Source organism: Bacillus sp. SG-1 (assembly GCF_000181495.1).
GTDB lineage: Bacteria > Bacillota > Bacilli > Bacillales > Bacillaceae_B > Rossellomorea.
Genome location: NZ_ABCF01000052.1, coordinates 1 through 20,934, shown reverse-complemented (window position 1 = coordinate 20,934; position 20,934 = coordinate 1). Strand labels below are relative to the sequence as shown.

Sequence of the window (20,934 nt, the reverse complement as noted above, 5' to 3'; positions counted from 1 at the left end):
ACACTCTTTATTATGAATTAGAATGAAAGTAATTGCTATATGAAAATTTTCAGAAAAGGAGGATACCTCATGACCGATTTCAAAAACGGAGACATCGTAACGGCTATTTATAAAACAGGAAAATACATAGGGGAAGTGACAGACTCCCGTCCGGGGATCTATGTTGTCAAAATACTGGCCGTATTAAAACATCCACGCCAGGGAGACCTTCACAATCCAAAAGAGGTGGACGTTCCGTTGTTTCACGAAAGAAAAGCGCTGGCTTTCAGGGAAAGGGCCAATATACCTGAAAAGATGATAAAGCCTTACGAAGGGGATATTCCTGATTATAATGACACCCTGATCAGTTCATTCATTGAATTAAAAGACGGATTAGAAACTGAGGATTCAGCCTTTGCCCAAAAGAGCCTGGAAACGCTGAAGGGTGTTAAGCGGGAATATGAATTGATGTATTCCATAACTTTTTAATCATTTGAATACATACGGTTGAATCAGAGGGCCGGAAAATGTGTTTTTTCAATGGACGCCAATTTTTCATTAGGCTATAGCCCCAGTGAAGCTGCCGGGGCAGCAGACGCTGAGCCTTTAAGAGAGCGAACAATTGTCAACAGTCTAAAACCCAAATCAGTTATTGATTTGGGTTTTTCATGCCATCTGATTAAAAATTTTGGACAAGTCGATGCGGTCGCCGATGGTCGTCGGTTCTGCTTTATCCAAATATTTCTTATCCTTTTCTACCAATTTAAAAATATGGTAAGTCGTCAAGGCATCGTCCAGTGCCTTATGATGTTTTCCGACACCTTCCCGACCGTATTCCTGAACCGCTTTCCAAAGCCCGGTTTGGTTCTGGTCACCGAAAAACCGCTTGTATTCCATGGACAAATCAATGAACTCTCCAGTAAACGGAAAATCAATCCCCGCCTTATTGCAGTTATTTCTGAGCACTTTCATATCCATATTGCCCCAAGTGATGATTTTGTTCTTTCCCCTTCGATTGATTTCATTCAAATACTGTATCAGTGAATGAAAAGGTATCCCATTATCCACATCACTTTGGGAAATCGATAAAAATTGTTTGCATCTTTTTGTTAACACCGGAAACGCAGAAGGCTTTACATAAGTTGAAAACTTGTCAGTGATTTTCCCGTTCTGTACAGCCACGAGTCCCGTCTCAATTATTTCAGGATAGAAGCCCCGTGGATTTTGCTGCCTTTCCGGCATGGAAAATTCAAAGTCAATGATGACCAATTGATTCCCTTTCAACTGAATCCCCTCCTCACATTCGATCATATCTCCACTAAACTGGACAGCCCTCTGTCAAAAAATCGCGTTCTCTCGTTTCACCCAATAAGCTTCAAGAAATAAGCTCGATTCCTTATATTTTCGGGATATTTGAGCCTGAAGGGCAGGATGCCACAGATGGTTTCCACCACCTTACAACCTTTAATCCTTTTGACCCTAAACATTCTCTGTGCCTTTATTCTATTTATTATATCATGATTACACCAAAAATTATGACAATTTAAAAATTTTAGGGATAAAAAGCGGAAGCCGGCCTATTTGAGTGGACCAACTCTACAAGAGATGCGTAATCAGGAAGTGCGATAGCGATTCGATAATCACGTCCGTTTGCCAAGAGTATGCGGCGCATTTATTACCGCCGAAAAAATTTCAATAACACCCTTCTGAATGTATTGAGAAAATGACTTATAATACGTAATCCGGTGGACGCCCCCGTTAATACTGTAATCCTCAACAGGAACAAGATTGACTCCCACAGGTTGCGGGTACTTAAAATAAGACTCCCGAAACCCATTCGACAAGTGACAGGTTCGACCCGAAATTTGCCGATCGAAAAACACTAACTATTTGCAGATACGTGCAGATACTTTATACTATTAATATTTAGTAAATCGAAATATATTTCAATAAGAAGGTGTTATTTATCTCTATAGAAAGAAAAAACCTGATGATCATGTGGTTTGCGAATTTTTTTGTGGCAGCCAGTGCCACGATGGTGCTGCCGTTTCTTTCCCTTTATTTAGAAACATTCGGAAACTATGACAGCGCGTTTGTTCAGCGCTGGTCGGGATATGTATTCGGCATTACCTTCCTGATAGCATTCTTTATTTCTCCAGTTTGGGGCAGGGTCGGTGACAAATACGGTTTCAAGCCAATTCTCTTGATCACCGGCTACGGCATCTCCCTTTCTATTTTCATGATGGGCTTTGTGGATTCTGTTGCAGGGTTGTTCCTGCTTCGTATGGCGATGGGAGCTGTGACGGGATTCATCCCCACTTCCCTTGCACTCATTTCAGCACAGACACCTAAAGAAATTGCTGGAAAGACGCTCGGCACCCTCCAGATGGGCACTGTATCAGGAGGACTGTTCGGCCCGGTGCTGGGTGGATTAATGGCGGATGCGTTCGGTTTTTCGTATACATTCATCATCACCTCGATTGCCATTGCCTTGGCAGCAACCGGTGTTCTGTTCGGTATTCAAGAAGTCAGGAACACCTCCAAAAGCTCAGCGGAAAAAAAACGCTATTCCAGCAAAGAGGTCCTGCAGCACATTGTAAGACATAAGCTGCTTCTGACAGTGATGATCATTTCTTTCATCATTCAGGTAGCGAACTTCAGTGTGCAGCCGCTTTTGGCTCTGTATGTGGATGAACTGACTGCTGCAACCAACATTGCTTTCCTGGCTGGACTAGCTTTTTCTGCAACTGGTGTCGGCAACCTGCTGGCAACACGAAAATGGGGAAAACTAGGTGATGAGATCGGCTATGAGAAAGTTCTTTCCATTTTGCTTGTCCTGGCCTGTGTATTCATTATTCCCCAGGCACTGTCGGAAAACCTTTGGCAATTGGTCCTTTTCCGTTTCCTATTCGGTATCGCCATCGGAGGCATGATACCAAGTGTAACGGCCTACATCAGGCAGGAAGCTCCCCTTTCCATGCAGGGGGAAGTTCTAGGTTACAATCAAAGTTTTCGTTTCTTGGGAAATGTGGCAGGACCGGTATTGGGGGGAGTTCTTTCTGGATTTGCCGGGATTTCCTCAATTTTCTATATCACGGGTGCTTTATTCTTGGCGGCTTTTGGATTATTATGGTGGAGTATGCGGCATTCCGAAAGTTACGTAAATGAGCCATTTTAATGTCTGAAGAAAATCCTTCAGAATTCGAATAAAGCCAGAGATGAGTTGAAAGCATGAGAACCTTCATTGGTTATATTTTAGTATTTTCATTGTTTCCTTTTTTCCTGTTCATTCTGTTTTCCTCCGCGCAGGAGATCAATAAGGTACAAGGGTTTCATAACGCCCTGGAAGAGGCAGTAAGTGAAGAACAGTTCGACATTACAAAGACCAGCCTGATAACAGATAAAGACGGCCGGATTTTTTCAGAAATGAACAGGCCTTTCCGGCTTTATGCCGGTCACGAGGAAATCCCTGACTTTGTAAAAGAAATTCTGGTAGCTTCAGAAGATCAGCATTTTTATGAACATGTCGGCTTCGATGCGGGCGCCATTATGAGGGCACTCGTCAAAAACCTTGTCTTTACCCATATTCAGCAAGGCGGTAGTACGATTACTCAACAGCTGGCGAGGAACTTGTATCTTGGACAGGAAAAAACCTATAACCGGAAGTTGACCGAGTTATTTTATGCCCACGAAATTGAAGAGTCATTAAGTAAAGACGAAATCATGGAACTGTACCTTAATATCATCTACTTCAGCAACGGAGTATATGGAATTGAAACAGCATCGCAATACTATTTCCAGAAACCCCTCGGTGAACTGAATAAAGCAGAACTTGCTTTTATTACAGCGATCCCAAACAATCCGAAAAAATATGACCCTGTCGATCATTTCGATCAAACGAAAGTCAGGCAGGAACGGCTTTTGGATATTATGCAGCAAACAGGAAAGCTGACAGAACAAGAAACGGCAGAACTGAAAAAAGCACCCATTCAGTTGAGTGTCCGTAAAAAAACAGATCTTTATCCTGACTATGCTGTCTATGCAGAGTCGGAATTAAGAGAGCTTGTTGCCAAGCAGGAAGGTTTTTTGAAAAAGATTGAAGAAGCGAAAAATGAGGAAGAAAAACAGAAAATATATGATGCATTCGATATCCGTATCGGCGATCTCATCAATTCCGGGATTATCATCCATACCTCTCTTGACCGTGATATGCAGGAGAAGAGCATGAAAGCTTTTCAGACGAGATTGATTTATAAGGGGATTGAAGGGGCAAGCATCACGATTGATAACCAGTCTCGCCAGATCATTGCGATGATCGGCGGCACTAACTATCAAAAGTATAATTTTCATCACGCCTATCAAGCATTCCGCCAGCCGGGTTCTTCGATAAAGCCGCTCCTGGTTTATGGGCCATATATTGAACAGACACAGGCATCAATCTCTGAACGAATCAGCGCAGATAATTATTGCATCGGAAATTACTGCCCGATTAATTATGGCGGCAGACAACACGGCAACGTCACAATGAACACTGCTTTTTCACAATCCTATAACACGCCGGCACTCCGCTTATTTGAAAAAGTCGGGATTGCCAATGCGTTTGCTAAATTGGATCCATTTGACTTTGAAAAAGTCCAAGAAAAGGATTATACGTATGCTGCTTCCATAGGTGGTTTCACCTATGGAATGTCTCCTCTTGAAATGACCGATGCCTACACGTCATTTATCGATGGGCAATACCAGCCTGCCCGTGCCATTACGAAGGTAACTGATTACAAAGGCAAAATCCTGTATGAGTGGAACGAACCTAGAGAAACCGTATGGTCACAGCAAACAACCGAAAAGGTCAGGACCATGCTGTCCAACTCCATGCAAAATGGGACGGGAAAGTGGGCAAAAGTGAACAAGCCTTATGCCGGCGTCAAAACTGGAACGACCAATTTTTATAATGATTACTGGGTACTCGGACTGACAGACCGCTATACGACAGGGGTCTGGATTGGACATGATATTCCGCAGAACATGGAAAATATCGAAAGAGACCGGCCAAGTCATTTGATTTGGAGAGATATCATGAGGTAGATCAGAGTTGCAAACTCTGGTCTTTTTTATTTTTTACCATCATTTTACAACCCTCTAAAAAAGTTTCAAAAAACAGGTTGGGAAAATTCAATAGTTTTATACCTTATAATCAAAGAATACAGCCTCGAATAAGGAAATTTTTCTTCTATTAGATTAAGATGTATACTTTTATTTCACTTTCCCCCTTCACTCTTCATTTAACAGAATCTTCTCCCTATTCGGTAAATGAGTCAATTCTGTTACAATCCAACTTAGTAAGAATCACTACATAGTTTTTCATCTAGATGATTCTTGTTATTACCTTTGCGAAAGGGAGGCGGGCTTTTTACGGGAGATCATGGAAAATCTCCATTGGTTGGCACAAAAAAACTGGAGAGGATGTTGTAAATGAAAGTTGGAAAAATACTTGGAACCGTCGTGATGAGTGCTCTTCTGGTCAGTCCTGCTTACAGCAGTAACGTAGATGCGGTAGGTAATGCAGAGAAGGTTCGTGTTCTTATTTCATCCACCAATGAAAAGGCAGAAAACAGCGCCAAGCAGAATTATGGTGTTAGATGGGACTTTAATCAAAACGGATTCTCAACAGAAGTAACAGAAGCTCAATATAATGCTTTGCAAAAAAATAAAAACGTTTCTGTAAAACTGGTTGATGAAGTTTCATTGAACGCCAAGCCTGGTTCAAATGCAACAGCTGCCCCAAGTGACCAAACACCATGGGGAATTGAAGCCATGTATGAAGACGCCAATGTCAGTGCCACTTCTGGCGGCAGCGGAGTAAGAGTGGCAGTCCTTGATACAGGTGCCAATACCAATCATTCTGATCTTGCTAACAATGTTGAGCAATGTAATGATTTCTCCCAGCGTAAAGCAAATCTTGTGTTAAACTTTTGTGAAGATAAGAACGGACACGGCACACATGTGGCTGGAACAGTCCTTGCCGATGGAGGTGCCGGGGATGGAATTTATGGTGTGGCACCTGATGCCAAGCTTTGGGCCTATAAAGTGTTGAATGACCGTGGATCCGGCTACTCTGATGACATCGCAGCCGCTATCCGTCACGCTGCCGATGAAGCTGACCGCTTAAATGTTAACACGGTCATCTCCATGTCGCTTGGATCCAGTTCAGAAAGCTCGCTTATTACAGACGCTGTCAACTATGCATACAGCAAAGGCGTACTTGTCGTAGCAGCAGCAGGTAATTCAGGTCCTGGCGCTGATACCATCGGATATCCTGGCGCTGTGGAAAATGCAGTGGCAGTAGCAGCGCTCGAAGATGTTCAGGAAAATGGAACCTACCGGGTAGCCGATTTCTCTTCCCGCGGAAACCCAGACACTGATGGCGATTATGTAATTGGTGTACGTGATGTTGAAGTGTCCGCACCAGGACGTGCAATCGAATCTACTTGGTACGATGGCACTTACCATACCATCAGTGGTACATCCATGGCGACTCCACATGTTTCCGGCCTGGCTGCAAAAATCTGGGCGGATAACCCTTCACTTTCCGCAGCTCAGCTTCGTGCGGAAATACAGAACAGGGGTAAAAATAACGATATCCTTGGAGGCTCTGGAGCAGCTGCAGGAGATGATTATGCTTCAGGTTTTGGATTCCCGACAGTAAACCCGTAAAACAAGTCTGGCACCTATCTGTTTGGCAGATAGGTGTTTTTTTAGATTTTTTCAGCGGTGACAGATTCCTCTCTTTTAATCTGCTCGAATATGCATGGTCAATTTAGCGAAGATATCAAAGGCTTATTTACAGCCTCTGCCTTCTCGTATCTTCCGGTTATGTTAATCCTGAGTACATCAAGTATTCCCGCCTTGTTCTCCTACATTCTGACTCTTAGTTTTTATTAATTGACTTAGTACAGAAAAAAATTAGTGCCTTCATCACTTTCATAACAAAAGGGAATATGGTTTAATAATTAGGACAATGGAACGATATTTAGATGGAGGGTTGTCAATTTTATATGACTGACTTCTTTATTTAATACAAGCAAAAAAGTTTCCGCTATATTTTTTTTAACCTTAAATCGAACATACGTTCTATTGGTGGTGAGTAAATTTGGATTCATTAAGAAAAAGATTCTATTGCCGTTATCCCGATTTAAAGGACAATCAAGCGGTCGAATCGTTTCTCAGTCGGAAAGAAAACAGGGAAATCCTTGAAGAATTCCTTTCAGATCCCAGCGATTCGGCTGAAGATTGCTTGAACGAAGCTTTCAAAGCCCATTTTTTCGGTATTCGTTTTACATCGTATGTAAGTTCCTCCCTCTACTTTCACAGTGTTAATTTTGATAAGAAAACAAGAATGGATCGCGACCGGCAACTTCTCACATTGGACAAGCCATTAGGTGATGAGGAAGAAGGAACCTATAAGGAGTTGATCGCCGATACTGCAGCACCCGATTCATACACAGAAAAAAGCTTGGAAGAATCTATCAGTGACGCAAGATTAATGGAAGCTTTTCAAAGACTTACACACAGGCAAAAATTCATTTTGAACTTAGCATATGTGGAAGAAAGAAGTGATACCGAGATTGCAGATGTACTGGGAGTATCTCAGCAGGCTGTTTCCAAAACTCATAAAAAGGTGCTGAAGAAACTGAAGAACGCTCTGGAGAAAGGAGAAAATGAATAATGAATGCTTTATACGATATGGTAAAGGAAGCACAGGAAAACTATCATTATGAAGTGAACGTAGTGAGTACCTTCGAGCCAAAGATCAAGAAGTCTCTGCACTTAACCCGGCCGGAGAATCGTGATGATCTTGAACAGGAACTAAAGATCAAAATCATTGGATATGTAAGAAATTATTCCTTGGAAGAGGTTCCCGGATTGTTTGACCTCCTGAAATAATAAGTGGTGCAATTTTTTTGGACAGGCATGCACGGTTATTCGTGTGCAGCCTGTCTTTTTTTCTGCATAAAAACTTCTTCGTACTTGGGTTGTGAATCGGTAATCCCCTTTTTCTTTATAAAGTGTAAGGCAAGCACAACAGTGAATGAGGGATTGGGATGCTCCCTCTTTCACTTCATCCCTGGGCTGTCTAATAAACTTATGGGAGAGATGCTTTGATGAATTGGACAAGAACGATGAGAAATGGTGATTCAGGAAGCGATGTTAAGGAGCTTCAAATCAGGGTGGCAGGCTGGGCTTCAGATACTGCTTCACAGACCTATGTCCTTGTCGACGGGGTGTTTGGCAGCGGGACTGAAGCAGCCGTAAAACGATTTCAGAAGGCTTACGGATTAACTGTCGACGGGATTGCAGGACCTCAAACCCACAGTCAGTTGAACGCCCTTGAAGGAAGTGACGGCTCGACTGCACATTTTGCCTTCAGTGAATTTTATTCCAAGGACGGAAGCGGTTTTTCAGGGGGAAATGTTGGGGCAAGTGAGGTTAAGGAAAATGTCCGCCACCTGATGTACAAACTCGAAGCTCTTAGAAAGAAACTCGGAAATGTACCTGTCACCATCAATTCCGGATTCAGAAGTATCAACCATAATCGAAATGTCGGGGGTGCCTCCAACAGCATGCATACCTACGGTGTTGCAGCGGATATCGATCCTTCCGGCAAAACCCCTTCACAAACAGCAGCCGTCGCTAAAACATGCGGATTCAGCGGGATTATCACATATAACACTTTTGTACATGTCGACAGCCGGATTGAATACCCATACGGTTCACAATTTTACTACTGGGCCTAAACAAGGAGGAGTGCAAATATGCCAATAATCATGCTGGATCCAGGGCACGGAGGAACAGATCCGGGAGCTACCGGGAACAATCTGCAGGAAAAACAACTTACACTGACTATTGCCCTTAAGGTTCAAAAACTGCTGGAAGACCAGTATATCGCGGATGCCCGCTTAACGAGGGAAAGCGATGTATATGTCGGCCTTTCAGAGCGAGCGGATACAGCTAATAGACTTGGGGCCGATTATTTTGTCTCCCTTCACCATAATGCTGGAGGGGGGACCGGCTTTGAGAGCTTCATCTATCCGGGAACCAGTGCAACCGAGACGGGCAGGAGGCAAGACGTCATGCATGCGGAACTGATGAATTTTTACTCTCACTATGGAATTCGTGACAGAGGAAAAAAAGAAGCGAACTTTGCCGTGTTGCGGGAAACAGCGATGCCTGCAATCCTGCTGGAAAACCTTTTTATTGATTCCGCAGCTGATGCCCAGCACCTTAAAGATCCTCAATTTATTGAGGGCCTTTCCCAAGCGATTGCTTTAGGAATTGCCAAAGCCTTGAACTTGCAGTCATGACGAAGAGCGACTAATCACTTTATAAAAGTCTATTTTTTAAAGGGTTGCTGCTTCTTACAATAACTTTTTTAGACCTGTTTATTGAAAGGTCGATTGGAGCGGAAGGTGTGCGATCTCCTGCGGGACGTCTAGTTCCAGCACCAAGGTTACGTACCCACCGGAACATAACCCAGCAGGCAAAGGCGAGGAGGCCAATCCAGCTCCAGCGGCCGAGGGTCCGTAACCTCTGGAACGGACTTAGCGACTAGCAGGTTTCGTCCTCTCTCCTTGCAATAAGTCATCATCGAATCGCTATCTCATGCGAGAGCCCTACAATCTGTACGTCGCTGAACGGCCGCTTCCGCTTTTTATTTCACCGCCTGCCCCGCGGAGTCGCGCACCTGAAGCAAAAATCAACTACTTCATTCGAATAGCAACAATACTTACAAAAGACCTTATAAAAAGGGGGATGCACCATCGAATACTCGGTATTTGTGCAGTTACTTGGTAACTTTGGATTTCCTATAGCAGTTACTCTTTTTCTCCTCGTCAAATTGGAAAGAAAGCTTGAACAGTTGGAACTCGCCATCCATTCCCTTTCAAAAGCTTTTTCTAAAAAGGAAGGATAACAGGATTGGCAGCAAAAAAGGTATCGAAACTGTGATCGCAGTTTCGATACCTTTTTTCTATGTCTGACTAATTTAATTTCACTTCAGAAATGATTGGCAAGCTTGCCAAGAGTCCGTTATATAGTTTTAACACGACTAAAAAGACAATTAAAAATAATGAAGACCATGTAATTACTTGAAAAAAGATGACTCCCAATAACCCCGGCTTTGTCAGGGAGGGACTGATCTTGTAGATGAAATAAACAAAATAGGCAATCGATGTCACAAGAAAAATGAGCAAAAGCCCGAGAAAGGATCTTAAGCTGACAACGGACACCAATGCTCCGATAAAGTATACCATCGAACCTGAACGTACCTTATGAAGGATCTCCCCTTCATTATCCTGCGAGAAAAAAAGCAGCGAAACTTCATTGATTGTCTCAGCAATCAACTTCAAAGCCGCAAATACCATGAAGCATACGATCATGAGGAATATCAGCAGGATGAACTTCAATTCAAGATCTGATAGAAATTCACGCATCCCCGGATAGATACCGATTTTTTTAAAGAGATCGACAAACACTTCGACTCCATAAACGGAAAACGTCAAACTGAACAAAAGTATAGAAAATAAAGGCAGATACCCAGTCAAATATGTATTTCGCACGCAGTTCTCCCCTAGAATTAATTTACCGCATGTCCATCATAATCTTTTATTCACGGTTTGAAAAGGGGAGGAAAGGACCTAAACCTGGAAACATTACCTTTAAAAGTGAATGAAATGAGTAATACAGGGTATGGGAAAAGAGCAGCAGCTCTTCGTTAAAATTACAGTCTTATTTTATATATTATTTGGCCAGCCTGATGTACTCCCTTGGTTTAAAGGGTTCGGAAATGACTTCTTCCTGCAGGTCTGCGACAGGCTCCACTTCAAGTGTCGCTTCTGCCTCTGCTACTTCGTCTTCCAAACCGGCCGGCTGCATCAGATTTTTGTTGGTCCACTGATTTTTCTTTTCTGCCTGTTCCTGTACATACCAGGCCCCAATGAACAGACTGGAAAAAATCATGGCTGAAACGGTCTTTTTCATTCGCATCCTACATCACCACCTACGGATAGCATGCGCTTATTTGGTTCATACTATTCGCTAGAATGAACATTTTCATGCCAAAACAAGCCCCAAAAGATAACCAGATAATTTTAGAACAAAAAAATTTTCGCTCCTGTAACACCGTGTTCTTTCATATTTAATAACTTATTGAACCTTAACGCTTCAGCGGACTTTCAGAAATGCAAGCCTCTTTTTTTTACGTTATAATTTCTCTTGAGGTTTCTTTAGGTATGCCAAACCAAAAGCAGAATGGACTGTATACATATAAGGAAAAAGATAAGAGTCGATAATAAAAAAATTATAAGGGGGTTTTTCGGTGACATTATTACATTGGGCCATTATTTCACCATTTTTAGCGGCTATCCTTGTCCCGCTTTTGTATAAAAAGCTGCGTTCTATACATACCGGATGGTTTGTCCTCATTCTTCCCGCAGTGCTTTTCCTTTACTTTTTTCAATTTCTCAAAATAACGGCAGAGGGAAAAACAATTAAGGAAACGGTTGAATGGATGCCGTCTTTCGGAATCAATTTCACCGCTTATGTTGACGGTTTAAGCTTGCTGTTTGCACTGCTGATTACCGGAATCGGCTCTCTCGTGGTTCTCTATTCGATTTATTATCTATCGAAAGAAAAAGAACAGCTGCATAACTTTTACGTTTATTTGCTTCTATTTATGGGAGCCATGCTCGGTGTTGTGCTCTCTGATAACCTAATTGTCCTGTATATGTTCTGGGAATTCACTTCCATCTCATCTTTTCTGCTGATTGGATATTGGTACCATCGTGAGCGTTCTCGCTACGGTGCGCAAAAATCCATGCTCATCACCGTCTTCGGCGGACTGTCCATGCTTGGAGGATTTTTGCTCCTGTACCTGATGTCCGGGACCTTCAGTATCCGCGAACTGGCTGCAATGTCAGATGTCCTTATTACTGAACCTCTATTTCTTGCAGCCCTGATTTTGGTCCTTCTGGGCGCCTTTACGAAGTCGGCCCAATTTCCGTTCCACATCTGGCTTCCAGATGCAATGGAAGCGCCGACACCTGTCAGTGCTTACCTGCACTCTGCAACGATGGTTAAAGCAGGTATCTATCTGGTTGCCAGAATGAGCCCAGTTTTCGCTGAATCCGGTGTTTGGCTGTGGCTGGTTGCCAGTTTCGGTATATTCACCCTATTCTGGGGTTCATTTAATGCTGTTAAACATACTGACCTGAAAGCAGTCCTGGCGTATTCCACTATCAGTCAGCTCGGCTTAATCATGTCACTTTTGGGGATTGGTGCTGCCGCTCTTCATTATGAACACTTGGATGAAAACATTTACGGAGTAGCTACAATGGCAGCAGTTTTTCACTTGATTAACCATGCGACCTTTAAAGGAAGCTTGTTCATGGTGGTCGGGATCATTGACCACGAAACCGGGACACGGGATATCCGCAAGCTCGGCGGACTGATGAACTTCATGCCGATTACGTTTACAGTAGCGGTCATTGGAGCATTCTCTATGGCAGGTCTTCCACCATTCAACGGATTCCTCAGTAAGGAAATGTTCTTTACCGGAATGATCCGTGTTCTTGAAATGGATATCTTCAACCTGGAAACATGGGGCATCTTATTCCCTGTATTGGCTTGGGTCGGAAGCGTGTTCACATTCATTTACAGCATGATTGTTGTGTTCAAGCCGTTCACTGGCAAACATCAGCCTGAAAAGCTGGATAAAACGCCGCATGAGGCACCGCTGGGCATGCTGATTTCACCTGTCATCCTGGCATCACTTGTGATCGTGTTCGGTTTCTTCCCGAATATCCTGACAGCTACGATGATAGAACCGGCTGTAACAGCCATCACTCAATTTAATGTAAAAGACTCACACATTTATTTCTGGCATGGATTTACGCCTGAATTGTTCATGACATTGGGTGTCATTCTTTTCGGTGTCCTTTTGTATACACAGCTTCCAAAGTGGAAGGGCATTTACAATACCATTCCTGAGAGACTGACGTTGAACTCATTTTATGACAATGGCTTGGCAAAGGGTGAGCGCGGGGCGTACAATCTGACCAGGTCTTATATGACTGGCTTTATCAGAAGCTACCTTGTATATATATTCACGTTCCTAGTTGGGATCCTGGCTGTCACGTTGATTGTAAAAGACGCATTTACAGTTGACACATCAGACCTTGCATCCATCGGAGTGTACGAGATTTTGATCGCTCTTGTCATGGTCGTCAGTGCAGTAGCCATACTATTCGCGAAGTCCCGTCTGACCTCGATCATTGCATTGGGGGCTGTTGGATATTCTGTCGCATTGTTCTTCGTCCTTTTCCGCGCACCGGATCTGGCGTTGACACAGCTCGTAATAGAAACCGTTTCTGTCGCGCTGTTCCTGTTGTGCTTCTATCATCTGCCTCCGTTAAGCAGGCATGAAGAAAGAATGAGCTTTAAGCTCGGGAATGCACTAATAGCAATCGGGGTCGGGGTGGTTGTAACACTAATCACCATTGCCTCATACAGCACAAAGTTGTCCAGCTCCATTTCGCAATACTATATTGAAAATGTATATGAAGAAGCTGCAGGAAAGAATATGGTTAACGTAATCCTCGTTGACTTCCGCGGATTTGATACGCTGTTTGAAATCTGCGTTCTCGCTATCGCGGCATTAGGAATCTTCGCGATGATCAAATTGAGGATGACAAGGAGGAGAGAAGAATGAAAACAAATGATGTAATCCTCCAAACGATTACTACAGTAGTGAGTTTTATTATTATATTGTTCTCAATACAACTTTTCTTTGCAGGCCATTACACACCAGGCGGAGGGTTCATAGGCGGATTGATGACATCAGGTGCCCTGGTACTGCTTCTCCTTGCCTATGACATCAAAACCGTGAGTACAATCCTTCCTATTGATTATAAAATGCTGACAGCGATAGGCCTGCTGCTCGCAGTCGGTACTGGAGCGGGCGCATTATTATTTGATGTCCCATTCCTGACTCACGCATATGATTACTTTTACCTCCCTCTGCTTGGGAAAACGTCACTGCATACTGCCGTGATTTTTGATACTGGTGTTTATTTTGTTGTTATCGGAATAACGATGACCATTATTCAGACGATTGGAGTGAGCGAATAATGGAAATTTTAATGGCCGTAGTCATCGGCATCTTATTTACCAGTGCTGTTTATTTGATGCTCTCTAAAAGTTTGCTGCGTATCATCATCGGTACAGCACTGCTTAGTCACGGAGCTCATCTGCTGCTCCTTTCCATCAGCGGCCTGAAAGCAGGTGCACCACCTCTTTTAGGTGAGCACGCAGCAGAATATGCCGATCCCTTGCCGCAAGCTTTGATATTGACGGCAATCGTTATCAGTTTCGGTGTCACTTCCTTTTTCCTTGTACTGGCATATCGTGCCTATCAGGAACTGGGGACTGATAACGTGGATCAAATGAGAGGAAACGAAGGAAATGATTAATTTACCGATATTACCAATTCTAATCCCTTTATTTGCAGCGATTATACTAATGTTTTTTGGTAAGAACATCACCATGCAAAAATGGATCGGAGCCATTGCGACAGTTGCTACAGTCGTCGCTTCGATTACTTTGGTGAATGTTGTCAGGACGGAAGGAATCCAGACGGTTGACCTTGGAAGCTGGGAAGCCCCATTCGGCATCACGATGGTTTCCGATATGATGTCCGCCCTGCTTGTCACAACTACAAGCATCATTACTTTTTTTGTCCTTCTCTACTCTTTCCGTTCAATCGGTAAAGACAGAGAACAGTTTTACTACTATCCTGTCGTCCAGTTCTTGCTGGTCGGGGTTAACGGAGCTTTCACGACAGGTGATATTTTCAACCTGTTTGTATTTTTCGAAGTCATGCTGATGTCCTCCTATGTTCTGCTCGTCCTTGGCGGGACAAAGGTTCAACTTAGGGAATCAATCAAGTATATTCTTGTGAATATTATTTCATCGGCACTATTCGTTGTAATGGTTGCCTATCTATACTCTGTGTTAGGTACACTGAACATGGCCGATATCTCTGTGAAAATTGCAGAAGTCGACCAGCCTGGAATCCTGACGGTCATTGCCGTTATGTTCCTTGTTGTCTTTGGTCTGAAGGGAGCCATTTTCCCATTATACTTCTGGCTGCCTGGCTCTTACTATGCACCACCTACACCGGTTCTGGCACTATTCGGTGCTTTGCTGACGAAAGTCGGGGTCTACTCGATCATGAGGACCTACACCCTGTTCTTCTATCATGATACAGGATATACACATGCCATCCTTGCCTGGCTCGCAATCCTCACGATCATTGTAGGTTGTATCGGAGCCATCGCATATTGGGATGTCAAAAAAATTCTCATTTACAATATCATCATTGCAGTTGGTGTCATTCTATTCGGCGTTTCAGTCATGTCCCCTGAATCTCTTGAAGGTGCAGTTTATTACTTGATTCATGACATGATCATCAAAGCTGCACTGTTCCTGCTTGTCGGCGTCATGATTGCCATTACAGGCACCAGCAACTTGCGCAAGATGGGCGGCCTCATAAAAGATTATCCATGGCTTGGCTGGACATTCCTGATTGCCACGCTGACGCTTGCCGGGATTCCCCCTTTCAGCGGTTTTATCGGAAAAGTCCTGTTAGTGAGAGGAAGCTTTGCGGCAGAAGCCTATATAGGCGGGGGCCTTATTCTTCTCTCCAGTCTGTTTGTGCTTTATTCGGTCATCAAGATTTTCTTGAACGGAATATGGGGAGTTCCCAAGGAATATGACGGAAGAAACAAGCAGAATGCTTTTTATCTATGGGGCTCCGCCGTCTTCCTGGTTATCCTTGCTGTAGGATATGGAGTAGGTGCTGAAGCTGTCCGCCCGCTCATTTCGCAGGCGTCAGAAGCGCTGTCAGATCCGGGAATCTATATACAAGCAGTACTAAAGGAGTAATGTAGAATGGCCTTTCAAATCTTATTGAATTTCTTTCTAGCTTTTCTTTGGATGTTTTTGCAAGTTTCTTTTACATCAACATCCTTTATCATTGGATACATTCTCGGATTGATCATTACGTTTGCCTTCAGAAGGTTCTTTAACTCCCGCTTCTATCTTTGGCGAGTTTTTGCTGTCATCAGTTTGCTGCTCTTGTTCTTGAAAGAACTGATTCTATCAAATATTTCTGTGTTAAAAACCATCCTGAAGCCCAGGCTGGATATAAAACCTGGAATATTCGAACTGCCGACAGAACTCAAAACGGATTGGGAGATTACCTTGCTGGCCAACCTGATCACACTTACACCGGGAACATTGGTTGTGGATATCTCTTATGATAATAAGATCCTATATATTCACACCCTTGATATCCCTGATGTCGATGAGGCTGTCAACGATATCAAAAATACTTTTGAAAAAGCCATTATGGAGGTGAGCCGCTGATGCTTCATACCATCATTCAAATTTCACTGCTTGCCGTTTCCATTTCAATGGTTGGACTTATTTACCGGGTGATCGTCGGCCCGACAACACCTGACAGAGTCGTAGCCCTGGATGCCTTGGGAGTCAACTTGATTGCCATTATCGCCCTGGTATCGATGGTGCAACACTCAAAGTCATTCCTGGAAGTCATTTTGCTGATCGGGATCCTGGCCTTCATCGGGACAGTGGCGTTCTCGAAATTCTTAGAGAAAGGGGCGATTATCGAGCATGACCGAGATCATTAGATTCCTCATCGGATTTTTCCTTATCGTCGGCTCGTTCCTTACCCTTGTCACAGCTTTCGGCCTGATCCGCCTGCCTGATGTCTATACCCGTAACCATGCAGCTTCCAAAAGTGCAACACTTGGTGTGATGTGCATTTTGCTCGCGACTTTCCTGTTCTTCTTTTTAGAAGAAGGGCACTTTAACTCAAGGCTGATTCTCGGAATCATTTTCATTTTCATCACTGCACCGGTTGCAGGTCATTTGATTTCAAGAGCTGCCTATAACAGCGGTGTCCCCCTTTGGGAAAAGAGTGTACGGGATGATTTAAAAGGGAAACAAAAGTACGAGAAAAAGAATATGTAATCATAAGAGCTTCAGCGACCTTTAAGTTTACGAATAGCCAGGCCTCTGAAACTGGACAAACTTGCAAAAAGACTGCAGATGCCGGATTTTTCCGGTGCTGCAGTCTTTTTTTGGGGTTAAAGACTTTCTATGCTTGTATAAAGGCTGAGTGGAGGATGGTATTGGCTAGAGGTATTATTCTGGGTTGTTGCCACTTGAAAGTGTCTCTAGGGCACTTCTAGAGACCTTCTTAAGACACTTTTCATGCTGTTTTCCTTTTGAAAGTGACTCCAAACCCCGACTAGATACCTAAAATAATGGCTCACCCATCTAGCGACTTCAGAGATTTATTATTAGCCAAACCAAATCGAACGAATCCCTAAGCCCACCCATTGAAAACAACTTGACAAACATCAAAAAAATAGCCTGCAGTACGGGTTTCTCCGTTTCTGCAGGCCTGGTTTCATTTCAGTTATCGTATAATCTGTCAGCAACTTCTCCGTCACCATTATGAATGACAAGAATCCCATCATGTTCATTCACATATGACTTTGCTTTATCGAGTAAATCTTTTTTTGTATCTTCTTTATAAATGGCCTTATTGCTGCCTTCCTTTGTGAGTTCCCATCCGTCACCATTGGACTCGACATGATATTCTGGCCTGTCCTCAGAATCGCCGTCTACATATTTTTCCGCACGATCTGTTGCTATGGCAATCGCTCTTCCTTCTTCATATCCCTCGCGAAGCAGGGCATTGCCGATTTCAACCGCTTTATTACGGACGTCTGAAGATAGGTTCTTCCATGAAGCAGGATAATCGTTCTTTGACCAAGGCATCAAATCTCTCCTTTACCATTTTTCCTATTAAAATTCCCTTTTGGAAAAAAGGTAAACATCACTTAAACGCAGTAAAGCGGTGAAAGGGACTGTCCCTTTCACCGCTTTAAAGTATGAAAGTATTTTATTTTTTTGGTACCACGGCCATTGTACAGCGGGATACACAGATCAGGCTGTCTTCTTCGTCGGTAATACGGATATCCCACACCATTGTGCTTTTACCCTGGTGGATGACTGTTGCAGTTGCAGTCACCATTCCATCTTTTTTTGCCTTGATATGGTTGGCATTGATTTCAAGGCCAAAGCAAATTTCTTTTTCCAAATCAATCAGCTGCACTGCCCCGACACTTGCGACGGTCTCTGCAAGAGCGACGGAAGCACCTCCATGCAAGAACCCGAATGGCTGTCTCGTTCTTTCATCAACGGGCATTGTAGCCACCACTTTACCCTTCCCAAGTTCAATGAATTCCATTCCTAATGTGCTGATCAGCGTATTCTCATTATTCAATATGATCACCTCTTCTATTGATTCATTAGCTACCTTTCTCGAATTATGTACCAAAATCCTTTTTTATTAAGTAAGTTTTATGACGGCAATCCCTGTTACCTGTTCATGAATATAGAAAAATAGTGGCGCATATAGTTTTTTATGAACAAAAAAAGATGATAAAATCCATTCCTCAGGCTTATGACAATTATGAAAGGGGTCTAAAAATGAATAGATATCATCCCTTCTATACACCGATACAGCGGCCGCAAACGCCGAGATGGCCTCCGGTCAACCCTTATTATGCCGTACACCGCCATCCATATGATTACCCTCCAGTACAACCTAAACAGTTCATGGATTCTGCTGACAAAACCAAACCACTGCTGGATGATGCTCAGTTGGTTATGGATAAAGTTTCTCAATCAAGGGATTTTGCAATAAAATTAATGGATGCCGCTCAGAAATCAAATATGGATGAATTAAACCGCTTGATTAAAAATACCGGTGTCAGCAGCACGCCGGGGATAAAATTTAACCCCGATGGGTTCACCCTCCTGTTCAACAACAAGACTGCAAATATCGATTGCTGTCATTTGACAATTATTCTTAGGTGGAAGTAAAATCCCTATCTTGACCCTGATACAAAACCTCATTAAAAAAGCTGTTGAATCTGACTTCAACAGCTTTTTTATTTCTACCTACCATGTTAATCAAGTACATCCAGAAATTTTTTTAATAATACGGGTAAGGTTTGTATCCTTGGTAAGGGTAAGGATACGGATACCCGTAGCCATAACCATATCCATAATACGGGGGTCTGTAATAGTAAGGCGGTCTAACCAGCGCTCCTCCAATTACACCGCCCAGCAGCCCTCCCAGAAAAGGAAGACCGAAACCAAAGCCGAATCTGCTTCCATATTGCGGATTTCTGAAGAGAAATCGCGGATCATTCATGTCTGCATACCTCCTTCTATATTTAAGGCTTATTATCTATGTATGCAAACAAGAACCCAATGGCATGGGCAAACTCCTAATTAGACGCGTATTCACGGGCAAACATCATTAAAAATGGGCACTTCCAGGGGAAGCGCCCATTATATTATAAGCTGTATTCGTATAGATTGTTGCTATCGGAAAAATCCAAAGGGCGGATTTTTCCCTCCGGTACAAGGGCTTATCTAACTGAATAGGATGATTAGCTCTTTTCTTTCTTGTTTACTGGGGTGATTTCTGTAATAGGGCTATATCTCTTGAACTTCATAGTAAATAGCAACAAAGTTTTAGAAAAGAGCCTTATTATAAGATTATCGCAGCAATCCAACCGAAAATGATCAATGGGATGTTAAAGTGCAGGAATGTCGGCACACATGTATCCCATATGTGGTTGTGCTGGCCGTCTGCATTCAGACCGGCTGTCGGTCCCAGAGTCGAGTCGGATGCAGGTGAACCAGCGTCTCCAAGAGCTCCTGCTGTACCCACGATGGCAATCGTCGCAAGTGGACTGAAGCCAAGCTCTAATGCAAGCGGAACGAAAATAGCCGCAATAATCGGGATGGTTGCAAATGAAGAGCCGATACCCATGGTGACAAGCAGCCCGACAATCAACATCAGCAATGCTGCAAGAGACTGATTTCCGCCGATCATATCAGAAGTGGCTTCCACCAATGTATCCACATGGCCAGTTGCCTGAACAACGGCAGCGAAACCGTTAGCGGCAATCATCACAAACCCGATGAAAGCCATCATTTTCATACCCTCAGTCAGCACTCCGTCTGCATCTGTCCATTTGACTGAACCTGAAACATACAGGATGGCCAAACCGGCTATTGCGCCAAAGATCATGGAACCAAGTGCAAGCTGAACATATAGGGCTGCAATAATTGAAATCATCGCAAACACAATTGCTTTCTTCGAATAAACGGTTTCCGTTTGTTCTTTTTCCTCGGCAACTTTTTTATACTGTCGTGGTTTTCGATAACTGAAGAATACAGCAATCAATAAACCAACCACAAGGCCCGCGGTCGGAAGAAGCATTGCCTTCGGGATATCTGCCATAGAAATGGCAAGCCCGCTGGATTCCATGTTTTGTGCAATGATTTCATGGAACATGAAACCGAACCCGTACGGCAGTAAAATATATGGGGCTGTAAGACCAAATGTCAGAACAGAAGCAATCAGCCTCCGGTCGATTTCAAGCTCCACCATTACTTTCAGAAGCGGCGGCACCAGTATTGGGATAAAAGCGATATGGATCGGTATCAGATTCTGTGAGAAACAAGCCATTAATAAAATGGAAAAAACAATAAGAGCTTTAGACAGTGCTTTTCTCCTAGAATCTTTTTCTTTTCCTACCAATCGGATGACAAAGTTCACAAGCAGGTTTGGAATCCCTGTATAGGATATCGCAACAGCAAATCCTCCAAGCAGAGCATAACTGATCGCGATATTCGCTCCCCCGCCTAAACCTTCTGTAAAAACACTAACCGTTTCATTAATACCCAAGCCGCCTGTCAATCCGCCAGCCAGTGCTCCGGCAATCAATG

Annotated in this window: 24 protein-coding genes; 17 read left to right on the top strand and 7 right to left on the bottom strand. The window is 43.3% G+C overall.

What is annotated here, in order from left to right; all coding sequences use genetic code 11:
* Positions 1-69 precede the first annotated feature (69 nt).
* Positions 70-468 carry a kinase-associated lipoprotein B gene (locus BSG1_RS15215; protein ID WP_156791500.1) on the top strand — a complete coding sequence of 133 codons (399 nt, stop codon included), beginning with the start codon at positions 70-72 and terminating at the stop codon, positions 466-468.
* Between the two features lie 177 nt (positions 469-645).
* Here BSG1_RS15215 and kapD read toward each other — a convergent pair whose 3' ends face one another.
* Positions 646-1,290 carry a 3'-5' exonuclease KapD gene (kapD, locus tag BSG1_RS15210; protein WP_006838012.1) on the bottom strand — a complete coding sequence of 215 codons (645 nt, stop codon included), beginning with the start codon at positions 1,288-1,290 and terminating at the stop codon, positions 646-648.
* A 655-nt stretch (positions 1,291-1,945) separates the two neighbouring features.
* Here kapD and BSG1_RS15205 point away from each other — a divergent pair.
* The 8 genes from BSG1_RS15205 (at position 1,946) to BSG1_RS21590 (ending at position 9,946) form a co-directional block, all read left to right on the top strand.
* Positions 1,946-3,157: an MFS transporter gene (locus BSG1_RS15205; protein WP_044022988.1), complete on the top strand. Its 1,212-nt coding sequence runs from the start codon at positions 1,946-1,948 to the stop codon at positions 3,155-3,157.
* Between the two features lie 53 nt (positions 3,158-3,210).
* Positions 3,211-5,061, top strand: coding sequence for a transglycosylase domain-containing protein (locus BSG1_RS15200; RefSeq protein WP_006838010.1), 1,851 nt, complete (start codon positions 3,211-3,213; stop codon positions 5,059-5,061).
* A gap of 387 nt (positions 5,062-5,448) precedes the next feature.
* On the top strand, positions 5,449-6,690 hold the full coding sequence (locus BSG1_RS15195) for a S8 family peptidase (RefSeq protein WP_006838009.1): 1,242 nt from the start codon (positions 5,449-5,451) through the stop codon (positions 6,688-6,690).
* 436 nt (positions 6,691-7,126) lie between these two features.
* Positions 7,127-7,702, top strand: a complete 576-nt coding sequence (locus BSG1_RS15190; RefSeq protein WP_006838008.1) for a sigma-70 family RNA polymerase sigma factor — start codon at positions 7,127-7,129, stop codon at positions 7,700-7,702.
* The gene (locus tag BSG1_RS15185; protein WP_006838007.1) at positions 7,702-7,920 is read left to right on the top strand and encodes a hypothetical protein; all 219 of its coding nucleotides are present in this window, start codon (positions 7,702-7,704) and stop codon (positions 7,918-7,920) included. Before BSG1_RS15190 ends, BSG1_RS15185 begins: the two co-directional genes overlap by 1 nt.
* 218 nt (positions 7,921-8,138) lie before the next feature.
* Positions 8,139-8,771 (top strand): D-Ala-D-Ala carboxypeptidase family metallohydrolase, encoded by a 633-nt coding sequence (locus tag BSG1_RS15180; protein ID WP_006838006.1) that lies wholly within the window; start codon positions 8,139-8,141, stop codon positions 8,769-8,771.
* Between the two features lie 18 nt (positions 8,772-8,789).
* Positions 8,790-9,338 carry an N-acetylmuramoyl-L-alanine amidase family protein gene (locus BSG1_RS15175; protein ID WP_006838005.1) on the top strand — a complete coding sequence of 183 codons (549 nt, stop codon included), beginning with the start codon at positions 8,790-8,792 and terminating at the stop codon, positions 9,336-9,338.
* 473 nt (positions 9,339-9,811) lie between these two features.
* Positions 9,812-9,946: a YvrJ family protein gene (locus BSG1_RS21590; RefSeq protein ID WP_006838004.1), complete on the top strand. Its 135-nt coding sequence runs from the start codon at positions 9,812-9,814 to the stop codon at positions 9,944-9,946.
* A 67-nt stretch (positions 9,947-10,013) separates the two neighbouring features.
* Here BSG1_RS21590 and BSG1_RS15165 read toward each other — a convergent pair whose 3' ends face one another.
* Complete coding sequence (locus BSG1_RS15165) at positions 10,014-10,592, bottom strand: DUF5366 family protein (protein WP_044022984.1); 579 nt, start codon at positions 10,590-10,592, stop codon at positions 10,014-10,016.
* Between the two features lie 181 nt (positions 10,593-10,773).
* Positions 10,774-11,019 (bottom strand): hypothetical protein, encoded by a 246-nt coding sequence (locus BSG1_RS15160; protein WP_044022983.1) that lies wholly within the window; start codon positions 11,017-11,019, stop codon positions 10,774-10,776.
* Positions 11,020-11,350: 331 nt separating this feature from the next.
* On the opposite strand from BSG1_RS15160, the gene BSG1_RS15155 reads away from it, so the two are divergent.
* The 7 genes from BSG1_RS15155 to mnhG are packed head-to-tail and all read left to right on the top strand — an operon-like array spanning position 11,351 to position 17,085.
* On the top strand, positions 11,351-13,741 hold the full coding sequence (locus BSG1_RS15155) for a Na+/H+ antiporter subunit A (RefSeq protein WP_006838000.1): 2,391 nt from the start codon (positions 11,351-11,353) through the stop codon (positions 13,739-13,741).
* Entirely contained in the window at positions 13,738-14,160 is a 423-nt protein-coding gene (locus BSG1_RS15150; RefSeq protein ID WP_006837999.1) for a Na(+)/H(+) antiporter subunit B, read from the top strand. The genes BSG1_RS15155 and BSG1_RS15150 overlap by 4 nt, the downstream gene beginning before the upstream one ends.
* On the top strand, positions 14,160-14,501 hold the full coding sequence (locus tag BSG1_RS15145; RefSeq protein WP_006837998.1) for a Na(+)/H(+) antiporter subunit C: 342 nt from the start codon (positions 14,160-14,162) through the stop codon (positions 14,499-14,501). The genes BSG1_RS15150 and BSG1_RS15145 overlap by 1 nt, the downstream gene beginning before the upstream one ends.
* The gene (locus BSG1_RS15140) at positions 14,494-15,975 is read left to right on the top strand and encodes a Na+/H+ antiporter subunit D (protein ID WP_044022982.1); all 1,482 of its coding nucleotides are present in this window, start codon (positions 14,494-14,496) and stop codon (positions 15,973-15,975) included. The genes BSG1_RS15145 and BSG1_RS15140 overlap by 8 nt, the downstream gene beginning before the upstream one ends.
* 6 nt (positions 15,976-15,981) lie before the next feature.
* Positions 15,982-16,458 (top strand): Na+/H+ antiporter subunit E, encoded by a 477-nt coding sequence (locus tag BSG1_RS15135; RefSeq protein ID WP_006837996.1) that lies wholly within the window; start codon positions 15,982-15,984, stop codon positions 16,456-16,458.
* Positions 16,458-16,742, top strand: coding sequence for a Na(+)/H(+) antiporter subunit F1 (locus BSG1_RS15130; RefSeq protein WP_006837995.1), 285 nt, complete (start codon positions 16,458-16,460; stop codon positions 16,740-16,742). Before BSG1_RS15135 ends, BSG1_RS15130 begins: the two co-directional genes overlap by 1 nt.
* Positions 16,726-17,085 (top strand): monovalent cation/H(+) antiporter subunit G, encoded by a 360-nt coding sequence (gene mnhG / locus BSG1_RS15125; RefSeq protein ID WP_006837994.1) that lies wholly within the window; start codon positions 16,726-16,728, stop codon positions 17,083-17,085. Before BSG1_RS15130 ends, mnhG begins: the two co-directional genes overlap by 17 nt.
* Positions 17,086-17,532: 447 nt before the next feature.
* On the opposite strand, the gene BSG1_RS15120 is transcribed toward mnhG, so the two are convergent.
* Both BSG1_RS15120 and BSG1_RS15115 read right to left on the bottom strand, forming a co-directional pair.
* Positions 17,533-17,901 (bottom strand): DUF2188 domain-containing protein, encoded by a 369-nt coding sequence (locus BSG1_RS15120; protein WP_006837993.1) that lies wholly within the window; start codon positions 17,899-17,901, stop codon positions 17,533-17,535.
* A gap of 124 nt (positions 17,902-18,025) precedes the next feature.
* A complete protein-coding gene (locus BSG1_RS15115) occupies positions 18,026-18,409 on the bottom strand; it encodes a PaaI family thioesterase (RefSeq protein ID WP_156791499.1) in 384 nt (127 codons plus the stop codon).
* 206 nt (positions 18,410-18,615) lie between these two features.
* Here BSG1_RS15115 and BSG1_RS15110 point away from each other — a divergent pair, with 206 nt between their 5' ends.
* Positions 18,616-19,011 carry a hypothetical protein gene (locus BSG1_RS15110; RefSeq protein WP_052302400.1) on the top strand — a complete coding sequence of 132 codons (396 nt, stop codon included), beginning with the start codon at positions 18,616-18,618 and terminating at the stop codon, positions 19,009-19,011.
* Positions 19,012-19,123: 112 nt separating this feature from the next.
* Here BSG1_RS15110 and BSG1_RS15105 read toward each other — a convergent pair whose 3' ends face one another.
* Both BSG1_RS15105 and BSG1_RS15100 read right to left on the bottom strand, forming a co-directional pair.
* Complete coding sequence (locus BSG1_RS15105; protein WP_006837989.1) at positions 19,124-19,345, bottom strand: hypothetical protein; 222 nt, start codon at positions 19,343-19,345, stop codon at positions 19,124-19,126.
* A 342-nt stretch (positions 19,346-19,687) separates the two neighbouring features.
* On the bottom strand, positions 19,688-20,932 hold the full coding sequence (locus BSG1_RS15100; RefSeq protein WP_006837988.1) for a Na+/H+ antiporter family protein: 1,245 nt from the start codon (positions 20,930-20,932) through the stop codon (positions 19,688-19,690).
* Positions 20,933-20,934 lie beyond the last annotated feature (2 nt).

What these genes read in the sequence shown, in the direction of transcription:
- BSG1_RS15215 (WP_156791500.1), top strand. Translation starts at nt 70, where the DNA reads ATGACCGATTTCAAAAACGGAGACATCGTAACGGCTATTTATAAAACA.
- kapD (WP_006838012.1), bottom strand. Translation starts at nt 1,290, where the DNA reads ATGATCGAATGTGAGGAGGGGATTCAGTTGAAAGGGAATCAATTGGTC.
- BSG1_RS15200 (WP_006838010.1), top strand. Translation starts at nt 3,211, where the DNA reads ATGAGAACCTTCATTGGTTATATTTTAGTATTTTCATTGTTTCCTTTT.
- BSG1_RS15195 (WP_006838009.1), top strand. Translation starts at nt 5,449, where the DNA reads ATGAAAGTTGGAAAAATACTTGGAACCGTCGTGATGAGTGCTCTTCTG.
- BSG1_RS15185 (WP_006838007.1), top strand. Translation starts at nt 7,702, where the DNA reads ATGAATGCTTTATACGATATGGTAAAGGAAGCACAGGAAAACTATCAT.
- BSG1_RS15180 (WP_006838006.1), top strand. Translation starts at nt 8,139, where the DNA reads ATGAATTGGACAAGAACGATGAGAAATGGTGATTCAGGAAGCGATGTT.
- BSG1_RS15175 (WP_006838005.1), top strand. Translation starts at nt 8,790, where the DNA reads ATGCCAATAATCATGCTGGATCCAGGGCACGGAGGAACAGATCCGGGA.
- BSG1_RS15160 (WP_044022983.1), bottom strand. Translation starts at nt 11,019, where the DNA reads ATGCGAATGAAAAAGACCGTTTCAGCCATGATTTTTTCCAGTCTGTTC.
- BSG1_RS15150 (WP_006837999.1), top strand. Translation starts at nt 13,738, where the DNA reads ATGAAAACAAATGATGTAATCCTCCAAACGATTACTACAGTAGTGAGT.
- BSG1_RS15145 (WP_006837998.1), top strand. Translation starts at nt 14,160, where the DNA reads ATGGAAATTTTAATGGCCGTAGTCATCGGCATCTTATTTACCAGTGCT.
- BSG1_RS15140 (WP_044022982.1), top strand. Translation starts at nt 14,494, where the DNA reads ATGATTAATTTACCGATATTACCAATTCTAATCCCTTTATTTGCAGCG.
- BSG1_RS15135 (WP_006837996.1), top strand. Translation starts at nt 15,982, where the DNA reads ATGGCCTTTCAAATCTTATTGAATTTCTTTCTAGCTTTTCTTTGGATG.
- BSG1_RS15130 (WP_006837995.1), top strand. Translation starts at nt 16,458, where the DNA reads ATGCTTCATACCATCATTCAAATTTCACTGCTTGCCGTTTCCATTTCA.
- mnhG (WP_006837994.1), top strand. Translation starts at nt 16,726, where the DNA reads ATGACCGAGATCATTAGATTCCTCATCGGATTTTTCCTTATCGTCGGC.
- BSG1_RS15120 (WP_006837993.1), bottom strand. Translation starts at nt 17,901, where the DNA reads ATGCCTTGGTCAAAGAACGATTATCCTGCTTCATGGAAGAACCTATCT.
- BSG1_RS15110 (WP_052302400.1), top strand. Translation starts at nt 18,616, where the DNA reads ATGAATAGATATCATCCCTTCTATACACCGATACAGCGGCCGCAAACG.
- BSG1_RS15105 (WP_006837989.1), bottom strand. Translation starts at nt 19,345, where the DNA reads ATGAATGATCCGCGATTTCTCTTCAGAAATCCGCAATATGGAAGCAGA.